General features: G+C 63.9%; 17 protein-coding genes. 6 read left to right on the forward strand and 11 right to left on the reverse strand.

Annotated elements, in window-relative coordinates:
* Nucleotides 1-79: 79 nt before the first annotated feature.
* From RFM52_RS04545 to RFM52_RS04555, 3 genes are read left to right on the forward strand one after another with little or no spacing between them, the layout of a single operon-like run.
* Nucleotides 80-2,149, forward strand: coding sequence for a prolyl oligopeptidase family serine peptidase (locus RFM52_RS04545; RefSeq protein ID WP_320295336.1), 2,070 nt, complete (start codon nt 80-82; stop codon nt 2,147-2,149).
* 32 nt (nt 2,150-2,181) lie between these two features.
* Nucleotides 2,182-2,304 carry a hypothetical protein gene (locus RFM52_RS04550; RefSeq protein ID WP_040969798.1) on the forward strand — a complete coding sequence of 41 codons (123 nt, stop codon included), beginning with the start codon at nt 2,182-2,184 and terminating at the stop codon, nt 2,302-2,304.
* Nucleotides 2,305-2,356: 52 nt separating this feature from the next.
* Nucleotides 2,357-3,736 (forward strand): aspartate aminotransferase family protein, encoded by a 1,380-nt coding sequence (locus RFM52_RS04555; RefSeq protein ID WP_320295337.1) that lies wholly within the window; start codon nt 2,357-2,359, stop codon nt 3,734-3,736.
* Between the two features lie 348 nt (nt 3,737-4,084).
* Here RFM52_RS04555 and mmsB read toward each other — a convergent pair whose 3' ends face one another.
* From mmsB to RFM52_RS04570, 3 genes are all read right to left on the reverse strand, one after another.
* The gene (gene mmsB, locus RFM52_RS04560) at nt 4,085-4,969 is read right to left on the reverse strand and encodes a 3-hydroxyisobutyrate dehydrogenase (protein ID WP_320295338.1); all 885 of its coding nucleotides are present in this window, start codon (nt 4,967-4,969) and stop codon (nt 4,085-4,087) included.
* 99 nt (nt 4,970-5,068) lie between these two features.
* Nucleotides 5,069-5,437 carry a four helix bundle protein gene (locus RFM52_RS04565; RefSeq protein ID WP_320295339.1) on the reverse strand — a complete coding sequence of 123 codons (369 nt, stop codon included), beginning with the start codon at nt 5,435-5,437 and terminating at the stop codon, nt 5,069-5,071.
* Nucleotides 5,438-5,471: 34 nt separating this feature from the next.
* Entirely contained in the window at nt 5,472-6,641 is a 1,170-nt protein-coding gene (locus tag RFM52_RS04570; protein ID WP_320295340.1) for an isobutyryl-CoA dehydrogenase, read from the reverse strand.
* Nucleotides 6,642-6,780: 139 nt separating this feature from the next.
* Here RFM52_RS04570 and RFM52_RS04575 point away from each other — a divergent pair, with 139 nt between their 5' ends.
* Both RFM52_RS04575 and RFM52_RS04580 read left to right on the forward strand, forming a co-directional pair.
* Nucleotides 6,781-7,398, forward strand: coding sequence for a dimethylsulfonioproprionate lyase family protein (locus tag RFM52_RS04575; RefSeq protein WP_320295341.1), 618 nt, complete (start codon nt 6,781-6,783; stop codon nt 7,396-7,398).
* Complete coding sequence (locus tag RFM52_RS04580) at nt 7,398-8,873, forward strand: cobyric acid synthase (protein WP_320295342.1); 1,476 nt, start codon at nt 7,398-7,400, stop codon at nt 8,871-8,873. Before RFM52_RS04575 ends, RFM52_RS04580 begins: the two co-directional genes overlap by 1 nt.
* A gap of 370 nt (nt 8,874-9,243) precedes the next feature.
* Here the strand turns inward: RFM52_RS04580 and RFM52_RS04585 are convergent, their stop codons facing one another.
* The 4 genes from RFM52_RS04585 to RFM52_RS04600 all read right to left on the reverse strand — a co-directional run bounded on the left by RFM52_RS04585 (nt 9,244) and on the right by RFM52_RS04600 (nt 11,670).
* Nucleotides 9,244-9,663 (reverse strand): VOC family protein, encoded by a 420-nt coding sequence (locus RFM52_RS04585; protein WP_320295343.1) that lies wholly within the window; start codon nt 9,661-9,663, stop codon nt 9,244-9,246.
* Between the two features lie 84 nt (nt 9,664-9,747).
* The gene (locus RFM52_RS04590) at nt 9,748-10,581 is read right to left on the reverse strand and encodes a helix-turn-helix domain-containing protein (RefSeq protein ID WP_320295344.1); all 834 of its coding nucleotides are present in this window, start codon (nt 10,579-10,581) and stop codon (nt 9,748-9,750) included.
* Nucleotides 10,582-10,663: 82 nt separating this feature from the next.
* On the reverse strand, nt 10,664-10,834 hold the full coding sequence (locus RFM52_RS04595; RefSeq protein WP_112127440.1) for a hypothetical protein: 171 nt from the start codon (nt 10,832-10,834) through the stop codon (nt 10,664-10,666).
* A gap of 50 nt (nt 10,835-10,884) precedes the next feature.
* Complete coding sequence (locus RFM52_RS04600) at nt 10,885-11,670, reverse strand: TSUP family transporter (RefSeq protein ID WP_320295345.1); 786 nt, start codon at nt 11,668-11,670, stop codon at nt 10,885-10,887.
* Between the two features lie 198 nt (nt 11,671-11,868).
* Here RFM52_RS04600 and RFM52_RS04605 point away from each other — a divergent pair, with 198 nt between their 5' ends.
* A complete protein-coding gene (locus RFM52_RS04605) occupies nt 11,869-12,300 on the forward strand; it encodes a TerB family tellurite resistance protein (protein ID WP_320295560.1) in 432 nt (143 codons plus the stop codon).
* Between the two features lie 14 nt (nt 12,301-12,314).
* Here the strand turns inward: RFM52_RS04605 and RFM52_RS04610 are convergent, their stop codons facing one another.
* The 4 genes from RFM52_RS04610 to RFM52_RS04625 form a co-directional block, all read right to left on the reverse strand.
* Nucleotides 12,315-13,937 carry an ABC transporter ATP-binding protein gene (locus RFM52_RS04610; RefSeq protein WP_320295346.1) on the reverse strand — a complete coding sequence of 541 codons (1,623 nt, stop codon included), beginning with the start codon at nt 13,935-13,937 and terminating at the stop codon, nt 12,315-12,317.
* Nucleotides 13,934-14,803, reverse strand: a complete 870-nt coding sequence (locus tag RFM52_RS04615; RefSeq protein ID WP_320295347.1) for an ABC transporter permease — start codon at nt 14,801-14,803, stop codon at nt 13,934-13,936. Before RFM52_RS04615 ends, RFM52_RS04610 begins: the two co-directional genes overlap by 4 nt.
* Nucleotides 14,800-15,747, reverse strand: coding sequence for an ABC transporter permease (locus RFM52_RS04620; RefSeq protein WP_320295348.1), 948 nt, complete (start codon nt 15,745-15,747; stop codon nt 14,800-14,802). Before RFM52_RS04620 ends, RFM52_RS04615 begins: the two co-directional genes overlap by 4 nt.
* Before the next feature lie 250 nt (nt 15,748-15,997).
* On the reverse strand, nt 15,998-17,479 hold the full coding sequence (locus RFM52_RS04625) for an ABC transporter substrate-binding protein (RefSeq protein ID WP_320295349.1): 1,482 nt from the start codon (nt 17,477-17,479) through the stop codon (nt 15,998-16,000).
* Nucleotides 17,480-17,483 lie beyond the last annotated feature (4 nt).

A 17,483-nucleotide genomic window follows, 5' to 3' on the forward strand; every position in this document is an offset into this window, starting at 1 on the left:
TTGTAATCAGTCCCGCCACGGCTCTTGAATATCAGGGCAGCGAAGGCGATGTAGGCGGGGCCGCCAGATGGAGACCCGCATGACCAGCACGATGACCAAGACCCAGCCCGAGTCGACCGCGAACGACCCGTTCCTCTGGCTGGAGGATCGCAACGGCAAGGAAGCGCTGGACTGGGTTCATCGCCAGAATGTGCTGACGGTCGCCGAACTGCAGGGCGATCCTTCCTATCAGGCCACCTTCGAAACCGCGCTCGACCTGATGACCGCCGAGGACAATATGGCGGTCGGGGCAGCACTTGCCGGCCACGTCTACAATTTCTGGCAGGACAAAACCAATGCGCTGGGCCTGTGGCGGCGCGCGCCCGTCGCTTCCTACAAGACCGAGAAGCCGGAGTGGGAGACGATCATCGACTTCGACCAGCTCTCGGCGAAGGAAGGCATCAAATGGGTTTTTGGCGGCGCCAGCCGGCTCTATCCCGATTTCGACCGCTGCCTGCTCCACATGTCGCCCGATGGCGGCGATGCCAGCGAGATGCGTGAATTCGATATCGCGACGAAATCCTTTGTCGACGGCGGTTTTTCCGCGCGCGCCTCCAAGTCGGGCTTTTCCTGGTTGGACAAGGATACCGTCATCGTCTCCGCCGCTTTCGAGGAGAGCGACAAGACGCAGTCCGGCTATCCGCGCGTGATCAAGCTCTGGCGGCGCGGCACGAAGCTCGAGGACGCGACGCTGATTTTCGAGGGCGCGAAGCACGACCTCGCGGTCGGCGGCGGCGTGGAGTACGACGACGACAAGCGGCACATATTGCTCGGCAAGACGCTCGATTTCTTCACCTCGCACAGTTTCCTGCGCCTGGATTCGGGCGAGAACCGGCGCATCCCGTTGCCCGACGACGCCACCGACACCGCGATCTTCAAGGGACAGCTGATCTTCGGCGTGCGCAGCCCATGGACGACCCCGGACGGCACGCGCTGCCTGCCCGACGGGCTTTATTCGGTCGATTTCGACCGCTGGATCGCCACCGGTACGTTCGGGCCGTTCGAAACCGTGCTCGAACCGGCGCATCGCGTTTCGATCGCCGGCCTCGCCAGGACGCAAGACCGGCTGTTCATCAATCTGATGGACAATGTGCGTGGCAAGGTCATCGCCTGCGACCGCACCGCCAATGGCTGGTCGCTCAAACCGGTCGCGCTGCCCGACAACGGCAATGTCGGCATCAGCCATGTCGAGCATTTCGGGTCGAGCGTCTCCTTCTCCTTCACCGATTTCCTGACGCCGAGCTCGATCATCTGGTCGGACGACAATGGCGAGATGCTTCAAACCGTGAAGTCGCAGCCGGCCCGCTTCGACGCCTCGCCCTATGTTTCGGAGCAGTTCGAGGCGCGCTCCGAGGACGGCACGATGATCCCGTATTTCGTGGTGCGGCGGCGCGACCAGAAGGGACCGGTGCCGGCGCTGCTCTACGGCTATGGCGGTTTTGAAGTGCCGCTGTTGCCCGGTTATGCCGGCATTCGCGGCAAGCTCTGGCTGGACACGGGCAACGCTTATGTCCAGGCCAATATCCGTGGCGGCGGCGAATTCGGTCCGGCTTGGCACCAGGCGGCGCTCAAGGGCAAGCGCCAGAACGCCTTCGACGATTTCGCGGCGGTGGCCGAGGATGTGGTCAAGCGCGGCATCACCACGGCGGCGCAGCTCGGCATCCAGGGCGGCTCAAATGGCGGCCTGCTCACCGGCACGTCGCTGACGCAGCGGCCGGAATTGTTCGGCGCGGTCATCATCGACGTGCCGTTGCTCGACATGCTGCGCTACACCGAACTGCCGCCCGGCGCCTCGTGGGTCGCCGAATATGGCGATCCGTCGAAGCCGGAGGAGGCGGCATGGCTCGGCGCCTATTCGCCCTATCAGCATGTCGCTGCCGATGTCGTCTATCCGCCAGTGCTGCTGATGACCTCGACCGCCAACGACCGCGTCCATCCCGGGCATGCCCGCAAGATGGCGGCGCGGCTGCAGGAGGCAGGTCACGGCCGGACGCTGTTCTTCGAGGAGACCGAAGGCGGCCATGGCGGGCGCGGCGATCGCCGGCCGCAAGCGGCGCAGACGGCGATGCGCTATATGTTCCTCAAGCGGGCGCTAACCGGAACGGCTTGAATTCTAGGCCTCAGGCGGCATAAGCTGTTGCCATGATCCGCTTCAGCACATCAGGCGCCTTCGGGGTCGCGGTGACGCCGTCACCGCGGACGCTGCGCGCCGAGCTGTTGCGGCTGTGCGCCCGCATCGGCTATTCGCCGCCCCGTTTCCTCTGACGAATCCACCCCCGGCTCCCGCCGGATTGATTCAAGAGGAAAGATCAAATCCATGACCTATCAGAATTATTCGCTGAAGCAGCTTCAGCAGATCGACGCCGCGCATCACCTTCATCCCTTCACCGACCACAAGGAACTGCGAGAAGCGGGTTCCCGCATCATCACGAGTGCCAAAGGGCCGTTCATCTACGAGGCCGACGGCACCGAAATCCTCGACGGTATGGCGGGCCTCTGGTGCGTCAATGTCGGCTATGGCCGCGACGAGCTGGCGGAGGCCGCCTACACACAGATGAAGGAGCTGCCTTACTACAACTCCTTCTTCAAATGCTCGACGCCGACGCCGGTGCTGTTGTCGAAGAAGCTGGCGGAGCTGGCGCCCAAGCATGTCAGTCAGGTCTTCTACGGCTCGTCCGGGTCGGAAGCCAACGACACGGCACTGCGGCTCGTGCGCCACTACTGGGCGCTCGAGGGCAAGCCGGAGAAGAACCGCATCATCTCGCGCAAGTCGGCCTACCACGGCTCGACGGTCGCCGGCACGTCGCTCGGCGGCATGGAGCCGATGCACAAGCAGCTGGGCGGCGCGGTGCCCAACATCGTCCATGTGATGATGCCCTACGCCTATGAGCTGGCGCTGCCTGGCGAAAGCGATCATGATTTCGGCATTCGCGCGGCGAAGGCGGTCGAGGACGCGATCCTCGAAGCCGGCGCCGACAAGGTCGCCGCCTTCATCGGCGAGCCGGTGATGGGCGCCGGCGGGGTGAAGATCCCGCCGATGAGCTACTGGCCGGAAGTCGAGCGCATCTGCCGCAAATACGATGTGCTGTTGATGCTGGACGAGGTCATCACCGGCTATGGCCGCACCGGCGAGTGGTTCGCGGCGCAGACCTTCGGCATCGAGCCCGACACCATCACCACGGCCAAGGCCCTGACCTCGGGTTACCAGCCGCTGTCGGCGCTGCTGGTCGGCGACCGCGTTGCGAGCACGCTGGTCGAGAAGGGCGGCGAGTTCTATCACGGCTATACCTATTCCGGTCATCCTGTGGCCTGCGCGGTCGCGCTCAAGAACCTCGAGATCATCGAGAAGGAAGGGCTGGTCGAGCGGGTCAAGAACGACACCGGCCCCTATTTCGCGCAGGCGCTGCAGGAGCGCATCGCCGGGCACAGGCTGGTCGGCGAAGTGCGTTCGATCGGGCTGATGGGCGCGATCGAGATCGTCAAGGACAAGGCGACCAAGGAACGCTATCTGCCGTCGGGAAGTGCCGCGGTCGTGGTGCGCGACCATGCGATCGCGAACGGCATGATGCTGCGGGCCACCGGCGACACGATGATCCTGTCGCCGCCGCTGATCTGGACGCGCGACACGATCGACATGGCCTGCGAGCGCATCGCCAAGGCGCTCGATCTCGCGGATGCCGATTTGCGGAAGCGCTGACAAGGCGAAACGCAACCGGTCGTCATTCCAGGGCGCAGCAGGAGCGAAGCTCCGTCGCGAAGACCCTGGAATGACGAAATTGGTGACGCCCTCAAAACGCAAAAACCGCGTCCCGACGGGAACGCGGCTCTGCCAGATACGCATGGCGTTTCGCGACGACAATACTTGCGAAACTTACGGGCTCCGGTACGCGAGACCTGATCCGGAGCGCCGGGCAGACGCGATGTCCGCCTCGCAGTCCGTTTTAAAGGCACATCGTTACCGGTGAGTTAGCGAGACCTTAAGCAAATCTAAATTTGCCGGCTTCTGACCAGAAAATATCGAAAATAACGATTTAAAAGCAATAGCTTATGCTGAATTTCCACGCAGGAAATTAATAATGCCGGAAAAATCGGCGCCGGCATGGCCTTGCGCGTTGAACAGGGCATAGAGCTGCGCGGCTTCGGCGCCGAGCGGGGTCACGGCGCCCGCGCCTTGTGCTGCTTCCTGCGACAATTTCAGGTCTTTCAGCATCAGAGCGGCGGCAAAGCCCGGCTTGTAGTCGCGGTTGGCCGGCGAGGCCGGCACCGGGCCGGGCACCGGGCAATAGGTGGTCAGCGACCAGCATTGGCCCGACGAGGTGGAGGCGACGTCGAACAGCGCCTGATGCGAAAGGCCGAGCTTTTCGGCCAGCACGAAGGCTTCGGCGACGCCGATCATAGAGATGCCGAGAATCATGTTGTTGCAGATCTTGGCCGCCTGGCCCGCACCGTCGCCGCCGCAATGGACGACGCGCCCGGCCATCGGCTTCAGGATCGGCTCGGCGGTGGCGAAGGCCTCATCGGAGCCGCCGGCCATGAAAGTGAGGGTGCCGGCCGTGGCGCCGCCGGTGCCGCCGGAGACCGGGGCGTCGATCGACTGCAGGCCATGCTTCGCGGCAACCGCATGCGCCTTGCGCGCCGATTCAACATCTATTGTCGAGGAGTCGATGAACAGCGCGCCTTTCTTCGCTTTCGGCGCGATGTCTTCGTAAACCGACAGCACATGCTTGCCGGCTGGCAGCATGGTGATGACGACATCGGCGTCTTTCACCGCGGCGCCGGCGTTCGCCACCACCGTCACACCATGCTCTTTTGCGACTGTAAGGTTTTCGGGTACGAGGTCGAAGCCCAGCACAGCGTGGCCAGCTTTTACGAGATTGGCAGCCATGGGATTCCCCATGTTGCCGAGGCCGATGAAGGCGATGGTTGTCATAGTGATGCTCCGTAATTTCAGTAGGCAGTAGGCAGTAGGCAGTAGGCAGTAGGCAGTAGGCAGTAGGCAGTAGGCAGTAGGCAGTAGGCAGTAGGGGGTTTATTCAGGTGCGAGCTTGATAATAAGCTGGCGAAGCATTTTTCCGATGGCTTCTGTGGCTGACAGCATGTGATGAACCTCATCACGAGTGGCCAGGCCGATGCGTTCTGCGATCTGGAGGTGCGTCTCGACCTCCTTCAGAGAGCCCTGTGCTATTCTGAGAAACTGCTGATAAGAGCCGGTGTTGTCTCGGCCGTAACCCTCCGCAATGTTTGCGGGGATAGATGTGGCCGAGCGGCGAATTTGGCTGGTCAACCCATACAATTCTTCTTTTGGCCATGCCTTGGTCAATGAGTAGGTAGCGACAGCCAAATCCATGGCTTGCTGCCAGACGATCAAATCCTTGTACGAGTTGATCTTGCCGGACATCTTTCCCTACTGCCTACTGCCTACTGCCTACTGCCTACTGCCTACCAATCATCGCCCGCGCAATGATGACGCGCATGATCTCGTTGGTGCCTTCGAGGATCTGATGGACGCGGAGATCCCGCACCAGCTTCTCAATGCCGTAATCGTGCAGATAGCCGTAGCCGCCATGCAGCTGCAGCGCCTGGTTGGCGATGTCGAAGCCGATATCGGTGACGAAGCGCTTGGCCATCGCAGACCATTTGCCGGCATCCGGCGCCTTGCGGTCGAGCTTGGAAGCGGCTGCGTAGAGGAAGATGCGGGCCGCCTGCAGTTCCGTCTCCATGTCGGCCAGCCTGAACTGCAGCGCCTGGAACTGGTTGATCTTGGAGCCGAAGGCCTTGCGCTCACCCGTATAGGCAAGCGCCTTGTCGAGCGCCGACTGCGCCCCGCCCAGCGAACAGGCGGCGATGTTGAGCCGGCCGCCGTCGAGCCCGGCCATGGCGATGCCGAAGCCGGCGCCTTCGGTGGCGAGCAGGTTCTCGGCCGGCACCTTGCAATCCTCGAAGATGACCTGGCGGGTCGACTGCATGTGCCAGCCCATCTTGTGCTCGTTGGCGCCGAAGGAGAGACCGGGTGCATCCTTGGGCACGACGAAGGTCGAAATGCCTTTCGGGCCGTCGCCGCCGGTGCGCGCCATCACGACATAGAGGTCGCTGTCGCCGGCTCCGGAGATGAACTGCTTGGCGCCGTTGAGCACGTAGTCGCCGCCGCTCTTCACCGCGCGCGTCTTCAGCGCAGCCGCATCCGAGCCCGAGCCGGGCTCGGTCAGGCAATAGCTCGCCAGCCATTCCATCGAGGTCAGTTTCGGCAGGAAGCGCTGGCGCTGCTCTTCGCTGCCGAAGCGGTCGATCATCGAGGCCGCCATGTTGTGGATGGAAATGAAGGAGGAGAAGGCCGGGTCGGCGTGGGCGAGCGCCTCGAAAATCAGCACCGCATCGAGCCGTCCAAGCGCCGAGCCGCCGACATCGTCGCGCACATAGATGCCGCCAAGGCCAAGCGGTCCGGTCTCGCGGATGACATCGGCGGGGAAGTGCTTTGCCTTGTCCCAGTCGAGCGCATTGGGCGCGACGCGGTCCGCCGCGAAGGCCTGGGCCATCTCCTGTATGGCGCGCTGTTCCTCGTTGAGTTCGAATTGGCCAGTGCCCGCATCGACTGCCGCGTCCATGGCGTGCTCCCTGTCGCTTCAGGCCTTCTGGCCTGTCGTTTTTGGCTTTGCGCGCCGCTCAATCTAGACCAATGATGCCGCCGCGCAACCCGGGCCGTTGAGAACCGGCTGTGCATGGAATGACTAACGGAGCTCTTGCGTGCCGACAATTTTCGATGAGTTGCTGGAGCGGTTCCGCGCCTATATCGCCGGCGTCGACAGCGACCGGGTCGCGGACGAGATCGCGCGCATCGGCTGGGACATGCCTGTCCGTTCGCTCGATTCGCGCGCGCTCGGCTGCCTCCGCCATCTCGATCGCATCGCCGAGCTTGCACCGGCCGACGCCAAGCCGCTGGCGCATTTTGTTGCCGACCATCGGGGCGCGTTGCGCTGGGGACAGACCTATACAGCGGCCGATTTCGGGCAAACCTTCATCGACAATTACGGTTGGCTGGAAGTGTTCGGCGCGCGCGGACACTTCGTCAATGACGCGGTCGCCGCCGGATTGCTGGTCCTCGGGCCGGACATCGTCTATCCCGACCATCACCACATCGCCGAGGAAATCTACATCCCACTGACCGGCGGCACGGAATGGCGGATGGGCGAGGGCGATTTCCATGTCCGCGAGGCCGGCGAGGTCATTCACCACGCCTCCAATGTCAGCCACGCCATGCGCACCGGCAAGGAGCCGCTGATGGCGCTCTATCTCTGGCGCGGCGGGCCGCTGGCGCAGAAATCGACGATCGGCTCGTTGAACGACTTGAGGGGCAGGGGCTGATGGCCAAGGCGATCATGCTGCAGGGCACCGGCTCCGATGTCGGCAAGACGGTGCTGGTCGCGGGGCTTTGCCGCGCCGCGAGAAATCGTGGGCTGAAGGTCAGGCCGTTCAAGCCGCAGAACATGTCGAACAACGCGGCCGTCGCCGACATCCCCGACGACAACAGGGCCGGCGAGGGTGAGATCGGCCGCGGGCAATGGCTGCAGGCGCTGGCCTGCGGCGTGCGGCCGACCGTCCATATGAACCCGGTGCTGCTCAAGCCGCAGAGCGATATCGGCTCGCAAGTGGTGGTGCAGGGCAAGGTCTATGGCGAGGCGCGGGCGCGCGACTACCAGGCGATGAAGGCCGGACTGATGGACGCGGTGCTCGATTCCTGGGACAAGGTCGGCGAGGGCGCCGACCTCGTCATCGTCGAGGGCGCTGGCTCGCCGGCCGAGATCAATCTCCGGAGCCGCGACATCGCCAATATGGGTTTTGCGACGCGCGCCAATGTGCCGGTGATCCTGGTCGGCGACATCGATCGCGGCGGCGTCATCGCTTCCGTGGCCGGCACGCATCTCATCCTGCCGGAGGAAGACCGGCGCATGATCGCCGGCTATCTCATCAACAAGTTCCGCGGCGACGTCTCCTTGTTCGACGACGGGATCGGCGCGATCGAAAAATTCACCGGCTGGCGCTGCTTCGGCATCGTGCCGTGGCTGAAGGCCGCCGGCCGGCTGCCTTCGGAGGATTCCGTCGTGCTGGAACGCCTCGCATCCGCCGAGAAACGGGCGCTGAAGGTGGCGGTGCCGATGCTGGCGCGCATTGCCAATTTCGACGATCTCGATCCGCTCAAGGCAGAGCCGCAGGTCGAGGTTGTGTTCGTGCCGCCCGGCAAGAAGCTGCCGGAAGATGCCGGGCTGGTGGTCATCCCCGGTTCGAAATCGACCATCGGCGATCTCATCAAATTCCGCGAGAATGGCTGGGATCGCGACCTTCTCGCGCACCGCAAGCGCGGCGGCCATGTCGTCGGCATCTGCGGCGGCTACCAGATGCTCGGCCGCATGGTGCGCGATCCCGACGGCATCGAAGGCAGCGTAACCGAGGCCGAGGGCCTCGGCCTGCTCGATATCGAAACGGTGATGGAGCCGGAAAAAACCGTGCGCAATTCAAGCGCGCATTCGGTGCAGTTCGGCCTGCCGCTCGAAGGCTACGAAATACATCTCGGCCGCACCACCGGCCCGGACACGGCGCGGCCGTCGGCGATCCTAAACGGCGTCGAGGACGGCGCGGTCTCCGCCGACGGCAAGGTGATCGGCACCTACCTGCACGGGCTGTTTTCCGCCGACGCTTTTCGCTCCGCCTACCTTGAGAGCCTTGGCGTCAGGGGAGGCGGCATCGATTATCGTGCGGACGTCGAGAAGGCGCTGGACGAGGTCGCGGCCGAGCTGGAGAAGCATCTCGACTGCGACGCGATTTTCGGATTGGCGCGATAGGCCTCTCACCAACGTCTGAGATTGGCGAAAACGCTCATCGGATCGTCATTCTATGGCGGAGCAAGGAGCGAAGCGACGCGCGCAGACCATAGAATCATTCCGTGACGTTAAAGCGCGTCGCGATCTTTCAGATTCGCTCCATGCGCTTTAGGTTTTTGATTTTACGCATGTCTTTATCCCGAAACCGGTTCCCACTTTCGGGAGACATGCTTTAAGGCGCAGCAACGGTGCAGAATTTTGCTCCGCTGCGTCCCTCGGCGAAAGTAACGGCATGGATCCTCGGGTCTGCGCGCGTCGCTTCGCTCCTTGCTTCGCCCGTGGATGACGAAGTTGAGACGCTGTCGCCAATCCCCAACGTCGGCGAGACGTCCTACGCCTTCTCTCCCGCCTTCGGCCAATAGGTGCCGAAGGACCAGACATTGCCTTCCGGGTCGAGGCAGATGAACTCGCGGCTGCCATAGTCGCGGTCGACCAGTTCCTGGATGATCCTGGCACCGGCCGTCTTCGCCTTGGCGTAGGCGGCATCGGCGTCATCGACGGCGATGTAGATCGACTTGCCGCCGCCCCCGCCTGGATCACCGACCATCTTGCCGTAATCGTCGTCGCGCGCGCTGCCCAACATGATCATCGAGGAACCGAAGGTCAGCTCGGCGTGGTGGATTGTGTCGCCTTCGCCGTAGCGGGCGCGCAGTTCGAAGCCGAAGGCTTCGCACAGCCAGTCGATCATCTCGGCGGCGTTCCTGTAACGCAGGGCCGGATAGAGACGGGGTGCTTCGTTTGCTGTCGGCATGACAATCTCCCTGTGCCGGTTGATGAATGCCAGTTTGTGCGAAGGCAGTTTCCCCGTCTTGAAGAAATGTTACCGCGCCGGCGCCTACATCGACGCTGCGAGCGCCGTCGGCGTTTCGCCGGCAAGCTGGCGAAATTCGCGCACCAGATGCGCCTGATCGGCGTAGCCGCAGTCGGCGGCGATGCCGGCCCAGTCATCGTCCTGCTGCTTCGACAGCGAAAGCGCGCGATTGAAGCGCACGATGCGTGACAAGGTCTTCGGGCCGATGCCGATCGCGTCGGTGAATTTGGCAGCCAGATGCTTGCGGCTCCAGCCGATCTCGCCGGCGAGGGCCGCAATGCGGGTGCGGCCGCCCGACTCTATGACCGTCCTGTAGGCCCAGGCGATTTCGGGCGAAAGCCCATTTGCTTCGGCAAGACGCCCAGCGATGAAATCCTCGGTAATGTCGAAGCGCGCGTCCCAACCCGACGCCTCGCCGAGTTGCTCGCGCAGAGCGACGCCGTCAAAACCCAGCGCGTCGTCCAACCCGATCATGCGGTCCCGCAACTCGCTCATCGGCAGGCCGAAGAACTGCCTGGCGCCAAGCGGCGTGAAATTGACCTGGACGCAGCAGGCGCCGCCGAAGGATTCGATCATGACTGGACCGGCATAGAGGCCGGCGGCAAAGCTGGCGTAACGATCGTTGTCGCCCGGTGTGTGGCCGAGTCCGATGGCGAAGGCTTCGGCAAAGCTGATCACCAGCGGTATGGTCAGCGAGGCGTATTCGACGATGCGGAAATGGCCAGAGCAAGTCTCCCGATAACCGCAGATATCCGTGACGATACCCGCGAGCGAGGCAGCGGGCTTGCGCCGGACCATTTCGAAATGGAGGGCGGGAGAGCGATTATCCTGTCGATGGCGCTCTGGCTCGTCGGACATGGCGCAAGCCTAGCAGACCGCGTCCTCAAATCAAAAGCGCCCGGCAGGGCCGGGCGCTCCGAGTTGCCAGAGAATGTTGCGCTCACGCGCCGCGCATCAGGCAGCCGGCGGCGAGCACGATATAGGCGATGAGCATGATCCAAACAGACGCAAGCGGAATGAATGCAAGAACGCCAAGAGCGGCGAGAAGGCCGATGATGGCGATGACCAATGAAATAATGAACACGATCTGGGTAGGTGCACTGAGATTCATGTCCGTCCCTCCAACATGATTCGCACACCCAGATAGTATCAGCAGGCGCCTCAGACACCAATGAGCTGGCGCAGGGGATTGGCGGGGTCTGCAAGCAGCTTCGCGGCGAGCGCCAGGCAGACGACCACCAGCAGCGGCTTGATCAGCTTTGCGCCGATCCGGATGGCAAGGCTGGCGCCGACACGGGCGCCAAGGAATTGCGCCACGCCCATCATCAGGCCGATCTTCCAATCGATGACGCCGACGGCGGCAAAGACGATGAAGCCGCCGATGTTGGAAGCGAAATTGAGCAGCTTGGTATGCGCCGTCGCCTTGAGCACGCCATAGCCGGCAAGGGTGACGAAGGCGAGCATGTAGAAGGAGCCGGCGCCGGGGCCGAAGACGCCGTCATAGAAGCCGACCAGCGGCGGGATGATCAGCCCGAACAGGAAAGGCGACAGCCGCTCGGCGCGGTCGACGTCGTCCATGTTCGGCTTCAGCGCGAAATAGAGCGCGATGGCGATCAGAAGCAGCGGCAGCAGGGCGCGCAGGAAATCGCCGGGAACGACCGTCGCCAAAAGTGCCCCGACCGCGCCGCCGACAAGCGCCAGCAGCGCCGACGGCAGCTGACGGCGCAGGTCGACCTGGCCGTTGGCGGCATAGTGGATGGTGGCCGAGCCGGAACCAAACATGCCCTGCAGTTTGTTGGTGCCGAGCGCGGCGACCGGCGAAAAGCCGGCGAGCAGCAGCGCCGGGATCGTGATCAGCCCGCCGCCGCCGGCGATCGAGTCGACGAAGCCGGCGGCAAAGGCGGCAGCAATCAAAATGAGGATGGTCTGCAGGGTAAGGTCGATCATCAGGCAAGTCGCGGCGAGGAGAGCCGCAGCTTGCATCACGCTCGACCAGTTTGCGCAAGACCAATTCCACGCCAGATCGGTTCGCCGTTCCACGCCGAACCGCTCTGTTCTTTGCTTTGGCGCAATTCCGGACGGAAAACCGCTTCACACTTTTCCTGGAATTGCTCTAACAATCAGATGGAATCGCGGAGGAGGCTGATAGCGATGGCGCTGCTCGACCAGATACGTTCGATCTTCGACGGTGACCCGGGTGTGCGCAAGGTGGCGGACGACCCGGTGCTGTCGGCGGAACTTTTGATGCTGTTCCGCATGATCCTGGCTGACGGCTCGGTCTCGGAGAGCGAGATGGTCGTCTTCCGGCACATCTGCAAGGAAGCCTTCGGCATCCCGGAGGCCAGCATCGAAAGTGTCATCGAATATCTCAACGACTATGGCTACGAGACCAACGGCTCGCAGGCGATCGCGCTGTTCCGCGATCTCGATGTCGAGCGGCGAAAGCTGCTTGCGCGCCACATGGCCGAGATCGCCAAGGCCGATTCCAAGCTGGCGGAGAGCGAAGTCCGGCTGCTGCGCCGCACGCTTGACCTGCTCGATATCCGTCCAGTCGATGTGGTGAAGCCGGAGAGCTGAAACCGACTGTTCGTCTACCCCTGTTCCTGCATTTTGCGCGCGATGGCGCGGTGGAGGTCGGGCGCCGCCGCGACCAGCGCCTGCGCCGCTTCCGAACGCGGATGGTCGAGCACATCGGCGGCCCGGCCGCGCTCGACGATCTTGCCCTCATGCATGACCAGCACCTCGTCGGCCATGGCGCGGGCGACCGTCAGGTCATGGGTGATGAAAAGATAGGCGATGCCGAGCTTCTGGTTGAGCTCGGCGAAAAGGTCGAGGATCTGGGCGCGGATCGAGACGTCCAGTGCCGAGACCGGCTCGTCGGCGACCACCAGCTTCGGCCGCGTGATGATGGCGCGGGCGATCGAGAGGCGCTGACGCTGGCCGCCCGAGAATTCATGCGGGTACTTGTCCATGTCGCGGGGACCGAGACCGACTTCATCCAGCGCATGCGCGACCATCTCGCGGCGTTCGGCCAGGGGCGGCTGCTTTTCGAGAAGATGCAGCGGCTCGGCCACCAGCTTCTCCACCTTCTGGCGCGGGTCGAAGGAGCCGTAAGGATCCTGGAACACCACCTGCATATCGCGCCGGGCCGGCCTCAGCGCCGCTTCCGGCTTGCCCGTGATGGGCTCGCCGCGAAAGCGGATCGTGCCCGCCGTCGGTTTGTCGAGCGCCAGGATCATGCGGGCAAGCGTGGACTTTCCGCAGCCCGAGCGGCCGACCAGCGCCACCGATTGCGCGGGCTCGATGGTGAGCGAGACATCGTCGACGGCCCGGATCGGTCGCGCCGGCCGGAACAAGGATATGCGCCGTCCCGGATAATCCCGGCCGACGCCATCGACTTCGAGCAAGGGTTTTGCCGAGCCGGCAAGGTGCGGTTTCGGGCGCGCCGGCACGTGCATGGAGGCCAGCGCCAGCTCGCGCGTGTAGGGATGCTGTTGCTCCGACAACGTGCGCGCGGTGTCGCCGGCCTCCGTCACCTCGCCGCGGCGCAGGATGGTCAGGCGATCGGCCATCTCGGTCACCACCGCGAGGTCGTGCGAGATGAGCAGCAGCCCCATGCGGTTCTCGCGCACGAGATCGCGCAAAAGATCGAGGATCTGCGCCTGCAGCACCACGTCGAGCGCCGTCGTCGGCTCGTCGGCGATGAGCAATTTCGGCTTCAGCGCGCAGGCGATGGCGATGACGACGCGCTGGCGCTGACCGCCGGACAGTTCATGCGGGTAGCGCGACAGCGGGAATTTGGCCTCGGGCAGCCCGACGCGGTCGAGGATTTTTCGGGCGCGGTCCTCGGCCTCGGCGCGGCCGGCCTTGGTGTGCCAGCGGATGCCTTCGGCGACCTGCTCGCCGATGGTCTTGACCGGATTGAGCGCCGTCATCGGCTCCTGGAAGACCATGCCGATATCGTCGCCGCGCAGGGCGCACATCTGATCCTCGCTCGCGGTAAGGATGTCGATGCCGTTGAAGGCGACGCGGCCGTCGGCACGAGCCAGATGCGGCAAAAGCCGCATGATCGTCAGCGCCGTCATCGACTTGCCGGAGCCGGATTCGCCGACCAGGCCGACCACCTCGCCTGGCGCGATGGTCAGCTCGACGCCTTTGAGGATCGGTGTGGCGCCGATCGTCAGTGACAGGTTCTCGATCTCGAGCAGGCTCATCTGCGCCGCCGCGATTTTGGATCGAGGATGTCGGCGATGCCGTCGCCGAGCAGGTTCAGACCAAGCACGGTGACGACGATGGCCATCCCGGGAAAGATCGCCATCCAGGGCGCCGTCACCATGCGGGTCTGCGCGTCGAACAGCATGCGGCCCCAGCTCGGCATCGGCGGCTGGGCGCCAAGGCCGACATAGGAAAGCCCGGCTTCGGCGAGGATGCCCAGCGCGAACTGGATCGTGCCCTGGACAAGCAGCAGCGTCGCGACGTTGGGCAGGATGTGCTCGACGCTGATGCGCGTCATGCCCTTCCCCGCGGCACGCGCGGCAAGGATGAACTCGCGCGGCCAGATGGCTAAAGCGCCGGCGCGGGCGACGCGGGCGAAGACCGGGATGTTGAAGATGCCGATGGCGATGATGGCGTTGACGGCGCCAGGGCCGAAGATCGCCGTGATCATGATCGCCGAAAGCAGAGCCGGAAAGGCGAAGACGAGATCGTTGACGCGCATCAGCGCCTCGTCGGCCATTCCGCCGCGCGCGGCGGCGAAGGCGCCGAGCGGCACGCCGATGCCCATGCCGATGCCGACCGCGACCAGCGCGACTGCGATCGAATTGCGGGCGCCGACCATGATCATCGACAGGATGTCGCGGCCGAAATGGTCGGTGCCGAACCAGTGTACCCAGGAGGGCGGCTGCGTCTTGTCGGCGATCACCAGCCTGGTGACGTCAAAGGGCGTCCACAGGAAGGAGAGGAGCGCGACGGCCACGACCAGCAGCGTGATGATGAGCCCGATCAGGAAGGAGCGGTTGCCGAAGGCCTTGGCCAGCACGCCGGCAATGGTCTCTTCGGGCAGGTCGACGCGCATGGTCATTGCCGGCCCCTGAGGCGGGGGTCAACGATGGCGTAGGAGAAGTCGACAACGAGGTTGATCAGGATCACGGCGGCGACCAGCAGCATGACGATGCTCTCGACCACAATCAGGTCACGCTGGGTGATGGCCTGGAAGATCAACCGGCCGAGGCCAGGCAGGTAAAAGACATTCTCGATGATGATGGTGCCGGCGAGCAGGAAGGCGAATTGCAGGCCGAGGATGGTAAGCACGGGGATCATGGCGTTGCGCAGCGCATGGCGCCACAGCACGGCCCGGTAGGGCAGGCCCTTGGCGCGCGCGGTGCGGATATAGTCTTCGTTCAGCACCTCGATCAGCGCCGAGCGGGCGACGCGCGCCAGGATCGCCGCCTGCGGCAGGGCGAGGGCAATGGCGGGCAGGATCAGGGATTTCAGCGCCGTCCAGATACCGGCGCTCCAACCCGGGAAACCGCCGGCCGGAACCAGCCGCAGCCAGACGGCGAACAGATAGATCAGCATCAGCGCGAACCAGAAATTCGGCACGGCGACGCCGAGCTGGGCGGCGCCCATGGAAAGCGTGTCGCTCGCCCGGCCCTGGCGGCTGGCGGAGAAGACGCCGACCGGAATGGCGATGATGGTCGAGAGCGCCAGCGCGATCAGCGCCAGCGGCAGTGAGACCACGACGCGTTCACGCACCAGGTCGATGACCGGCACCGAATAGGTGTAGGAGCGGCCGAAATCGAGGCTGAGCAAGCCCGCCGCCCAGTGGAGATAGCGCAGCACCAACGGCGCGTTCAGCCCCATCTGGTCGCGCAACACTTCGACCTGCTCGGCGCTGGCATTCATGCCCAGCATCAGGCGCGCCGGGTCGCCGGGCAGGATCTCCATAACCGCGAACACCACGATCGAGGCCAGCACCAGTGTGAGGGCCGCAATGATCAGGCGCTTCACGAGATAGGCTGTCATTGCGGGATGGTTTGGTTGGCGGGTGCAGAGACTGGGCAAAGATGGCGTTCTGTCGCCCCCCTCTCTGGCCTGCCGGCCATCTCCCCCTCAAGGGGGGAGATCAGCAGTTTCCGCGCCGGTGACACCAACGCGGCGCAGGAAATTGGCGAAAGCAGCGAAGGGAGCGCAATCTCCCCCCTTGAGGGGGAGATGCCCGGCAGGGCAGAGAGGGGGGCGACGGAACGCAACGTTTGCCCTTGGCCGACTGCCCTCAATCCGTCCACTTGACCTTGGTGAGATCGTCCGCCTCGATCGGCCAGTTCGTCCACATGCCCTGCAGCTTGGCGTCCCAGACGCCGATCTTGGGCAGCTCGAACAGGTAAACGGCGGGCACGTCGTGCGCGAGAATCTTCTGCGCCTCGCCCAGCAGTTCCAGCCTCTTGTCCTTGTCGACCGTGGTGCCGAGCGCCTTGATGACATCGTTGAACTTCGGATTGTCATACTGGAAATAGTAGCCGGGCCGCGAATAGATATCGATGTCGTTCGGCTCGACATGGGAAACAATCGTCAGGTCGTAATCCTTGTTGGTGAAGACCTGGCTCAGCCACTCCGCCCATTCGACCGGGATGATCTGCAGATTGACCCCGATCTCCTTCAGTTGGGACTGGATCACCTGGCCGCCGTCGCGTGCGTAGGGCACGGGCGGCAGCTTGATCGTGGCCGAGAAGCCGTTCTCCAGCCCCGCTTCCTTCAGATACTCCTTGGCCTTGGCGATGTCGTGCGGATAGACTCCGGTGAGATCGACATAGCCCGCATCGCCTGGCGAGAAATGAGAGCCAATCGGCTTTCCAAGACCGTTCGAGGCCGCTGCGATGATGGCGCTGCGATCGATCGCCGAGGCGAGCGCCTGCCGCACCGCAAGCTTGTCGAAGGGTGGCTTCTTGTTGTTGATCGACAGGATTGTCTCGCCCTCGGTCGAGCCGATCACGACGCTGAAGCGGGGGTCGGACTGGAGCTGCCCGAGCGCGTCTTGCGCGGGCATGTTGGCGAAAGCCTGGATGTCACCCGAGAGCAGTGCGGGGACAGCCGCGGCGGCGTCGGGAACGATGCGGAATGTCGCCTTGTCGAGCGCGACGGGTGTACCCCAGTAGTCCGGGTTCTTGACGAGTGTGATCTCGGAACCCTTCGCCCAGTGATCGAGCTTGAATGGACCAGTGCCGATCGGCTTGTCCTTATTGCCGTCGGCCGATCCCTTCGCCACGATCACCGCCGCAACCTGGCCCACGTCGTAGAGGAAATCGCCCTGCGGCCCGTCGAGGGTGACCTTAACGGTCGCCGGATCGACCGCCGTGACATCGGTGATGTGCGCAAAGAGCTGTTTTTGCGGATTGAGCGAATCCTTGGCACGTGCCCGGTCCAGCGAGAATTTAACGTCGTCGGCGCTGAAGGCCGAGCCATCGTGGAACTTCACGCCGGAATGCAGCTTGAACGTGTAGGCCTTGCCGTCGTCGGAGACTGCCCAGCTCTCGGCGAGAGCGGGCTGAACCCGGCCATTGTCGTCGATGCGCGTCAGCCCTTCAAAGACATTGGCATAGGTGACTTCGCCGATGGCCGCGGCCGCGCCGGCGGTCGGATCGAGATGTGGCGGCTCGAGCACGATCCCGAGCGTGAGATCAGTGCGCGCGGCAAAGGCCGACGTGGCGGCGGCAAGCGACAGCACAGCCGCGGCCAGGATGGTCTTCCACAGTTTCATCGCT

This window comes from Mesorhizobium humile, assembly GCF_033977215.1.
Taxonomy (GTDB): domain Bacteria; phylum Pseudomonadota; class Alphaproteobacteria; order Rhizobiales; family Rhizobiaceae; genus Mesorhizobium; species Mesorhizobium humile.

Excerpts from the sequence above, each read along its gene's own strand:
- RFM52_RS04545 (WP_320295336.1), top strand. The coding sequence starts at position 80 with ATGACCAGCACGATGACCAAGACCCAGCCCGAGTCGACCGCGAACGAC.
- RFM52_RS04550 (WP_040969798.1), top strand. The coding sequence starts at position 2,182 with ATGATCCGCTTCAGCACATCAGGCGCCTTCGGGGTCGCGGTGACGCCG.
- RFM52_RS04555 (WP_320295337.1), top strand. The coding sequence starts at position 2,357 with ATGACCTATCAGAATTATTCGCTGAAGCAGCTTCAGCAGATCGACGCC.
- mmsB (WP_320295338.1), bottom strand. The coding sequence starts at position 4,969 with ATGACAACCATCGCCTTCATCGGCCTCGGCAACATGGGGAATCCCATG.
- RFM52_RS04565 (WP_320295339.1), bottom strand. The coding sequence starts at position 5,437 with ATGTCCGGCAAGATCAACTCGTACAAGGATTTGATCGTCTGGCAGCAA.
- RFM52_RS04570 (WP_320295340.1), bottom strand. The coding sequence starts at position 6,641 with ATGGACGCGGCAGTCGATGCGGGCACTGGCCAATTCGAACTCAACGAG.
- RFM52_RS04580 (WP_320295342.1), top strand. The coding sequence starts at position 7,398 with ATGGCCAAGGCGATCATGCTGCAGGGCACCGGCTCCGATGTCGGCAAG.
- RFM52_RS04585 (WP_320295343.1), bottom strand. The coding sequence starts at position 9,663 with ATGCCGACAGCAAACGAAGCACCCCGTCTCTATCCGGCCCTGCGTTAC.
- RFM52_RS04590 (WP_320295344.1), bottom strand. The coding sequence starts at position 10,581 with ATGTCCGACGAGCCAGAGCGCCATCGACAGGATAATCGCTCTCCCGCC.
- RFM52_RS04595 (WP_112127440.1), bottom strand. The coding sequence starts at position 10,834 with ATGAATCTCAGTGCACCTACCCAGATCGTGTTCATTATTTCATTGGTC.
- RFM52_RS04600 (WP_320295345.1), bottom strand. The coding sequence starts at position 11,670 with ATGATCGACCTTACCCTGCAGACCATCCTCATTTTGATTGCTGCCGCC.
- RFM52_RS04610 (WP_320295346.1), bottom strand. The coding sequence starts at position 13,937 with ATGAGCCTGCTCGAGATCGAGAACCTGTCACTGACGATCGGCGCCACA.
- RFM52_RS04615 (WP_320295347.1), bottom strand. The coding sequence starts at position 14,803 with ATGACCATGCGCGTCGACCTGCCCGAAGAGACCATTGCCGGCGTGCTG.
- RFM52_RS04620 (WP_320295348.1), bottom strand. The coding sequence starts at position 15,747 with ATGACAGCCTATCTCGTGAAGCGCCTGATCATTGCGGCCCTCACACTG.
- RFM52_RS04625 (WP_320295349.1), bottom strand. The coding sequence starts at position 17,479 with ATGAAACTGTGGAAGACCATCCTGGCCGCGGCTGTGCTGTCGCTTGCC.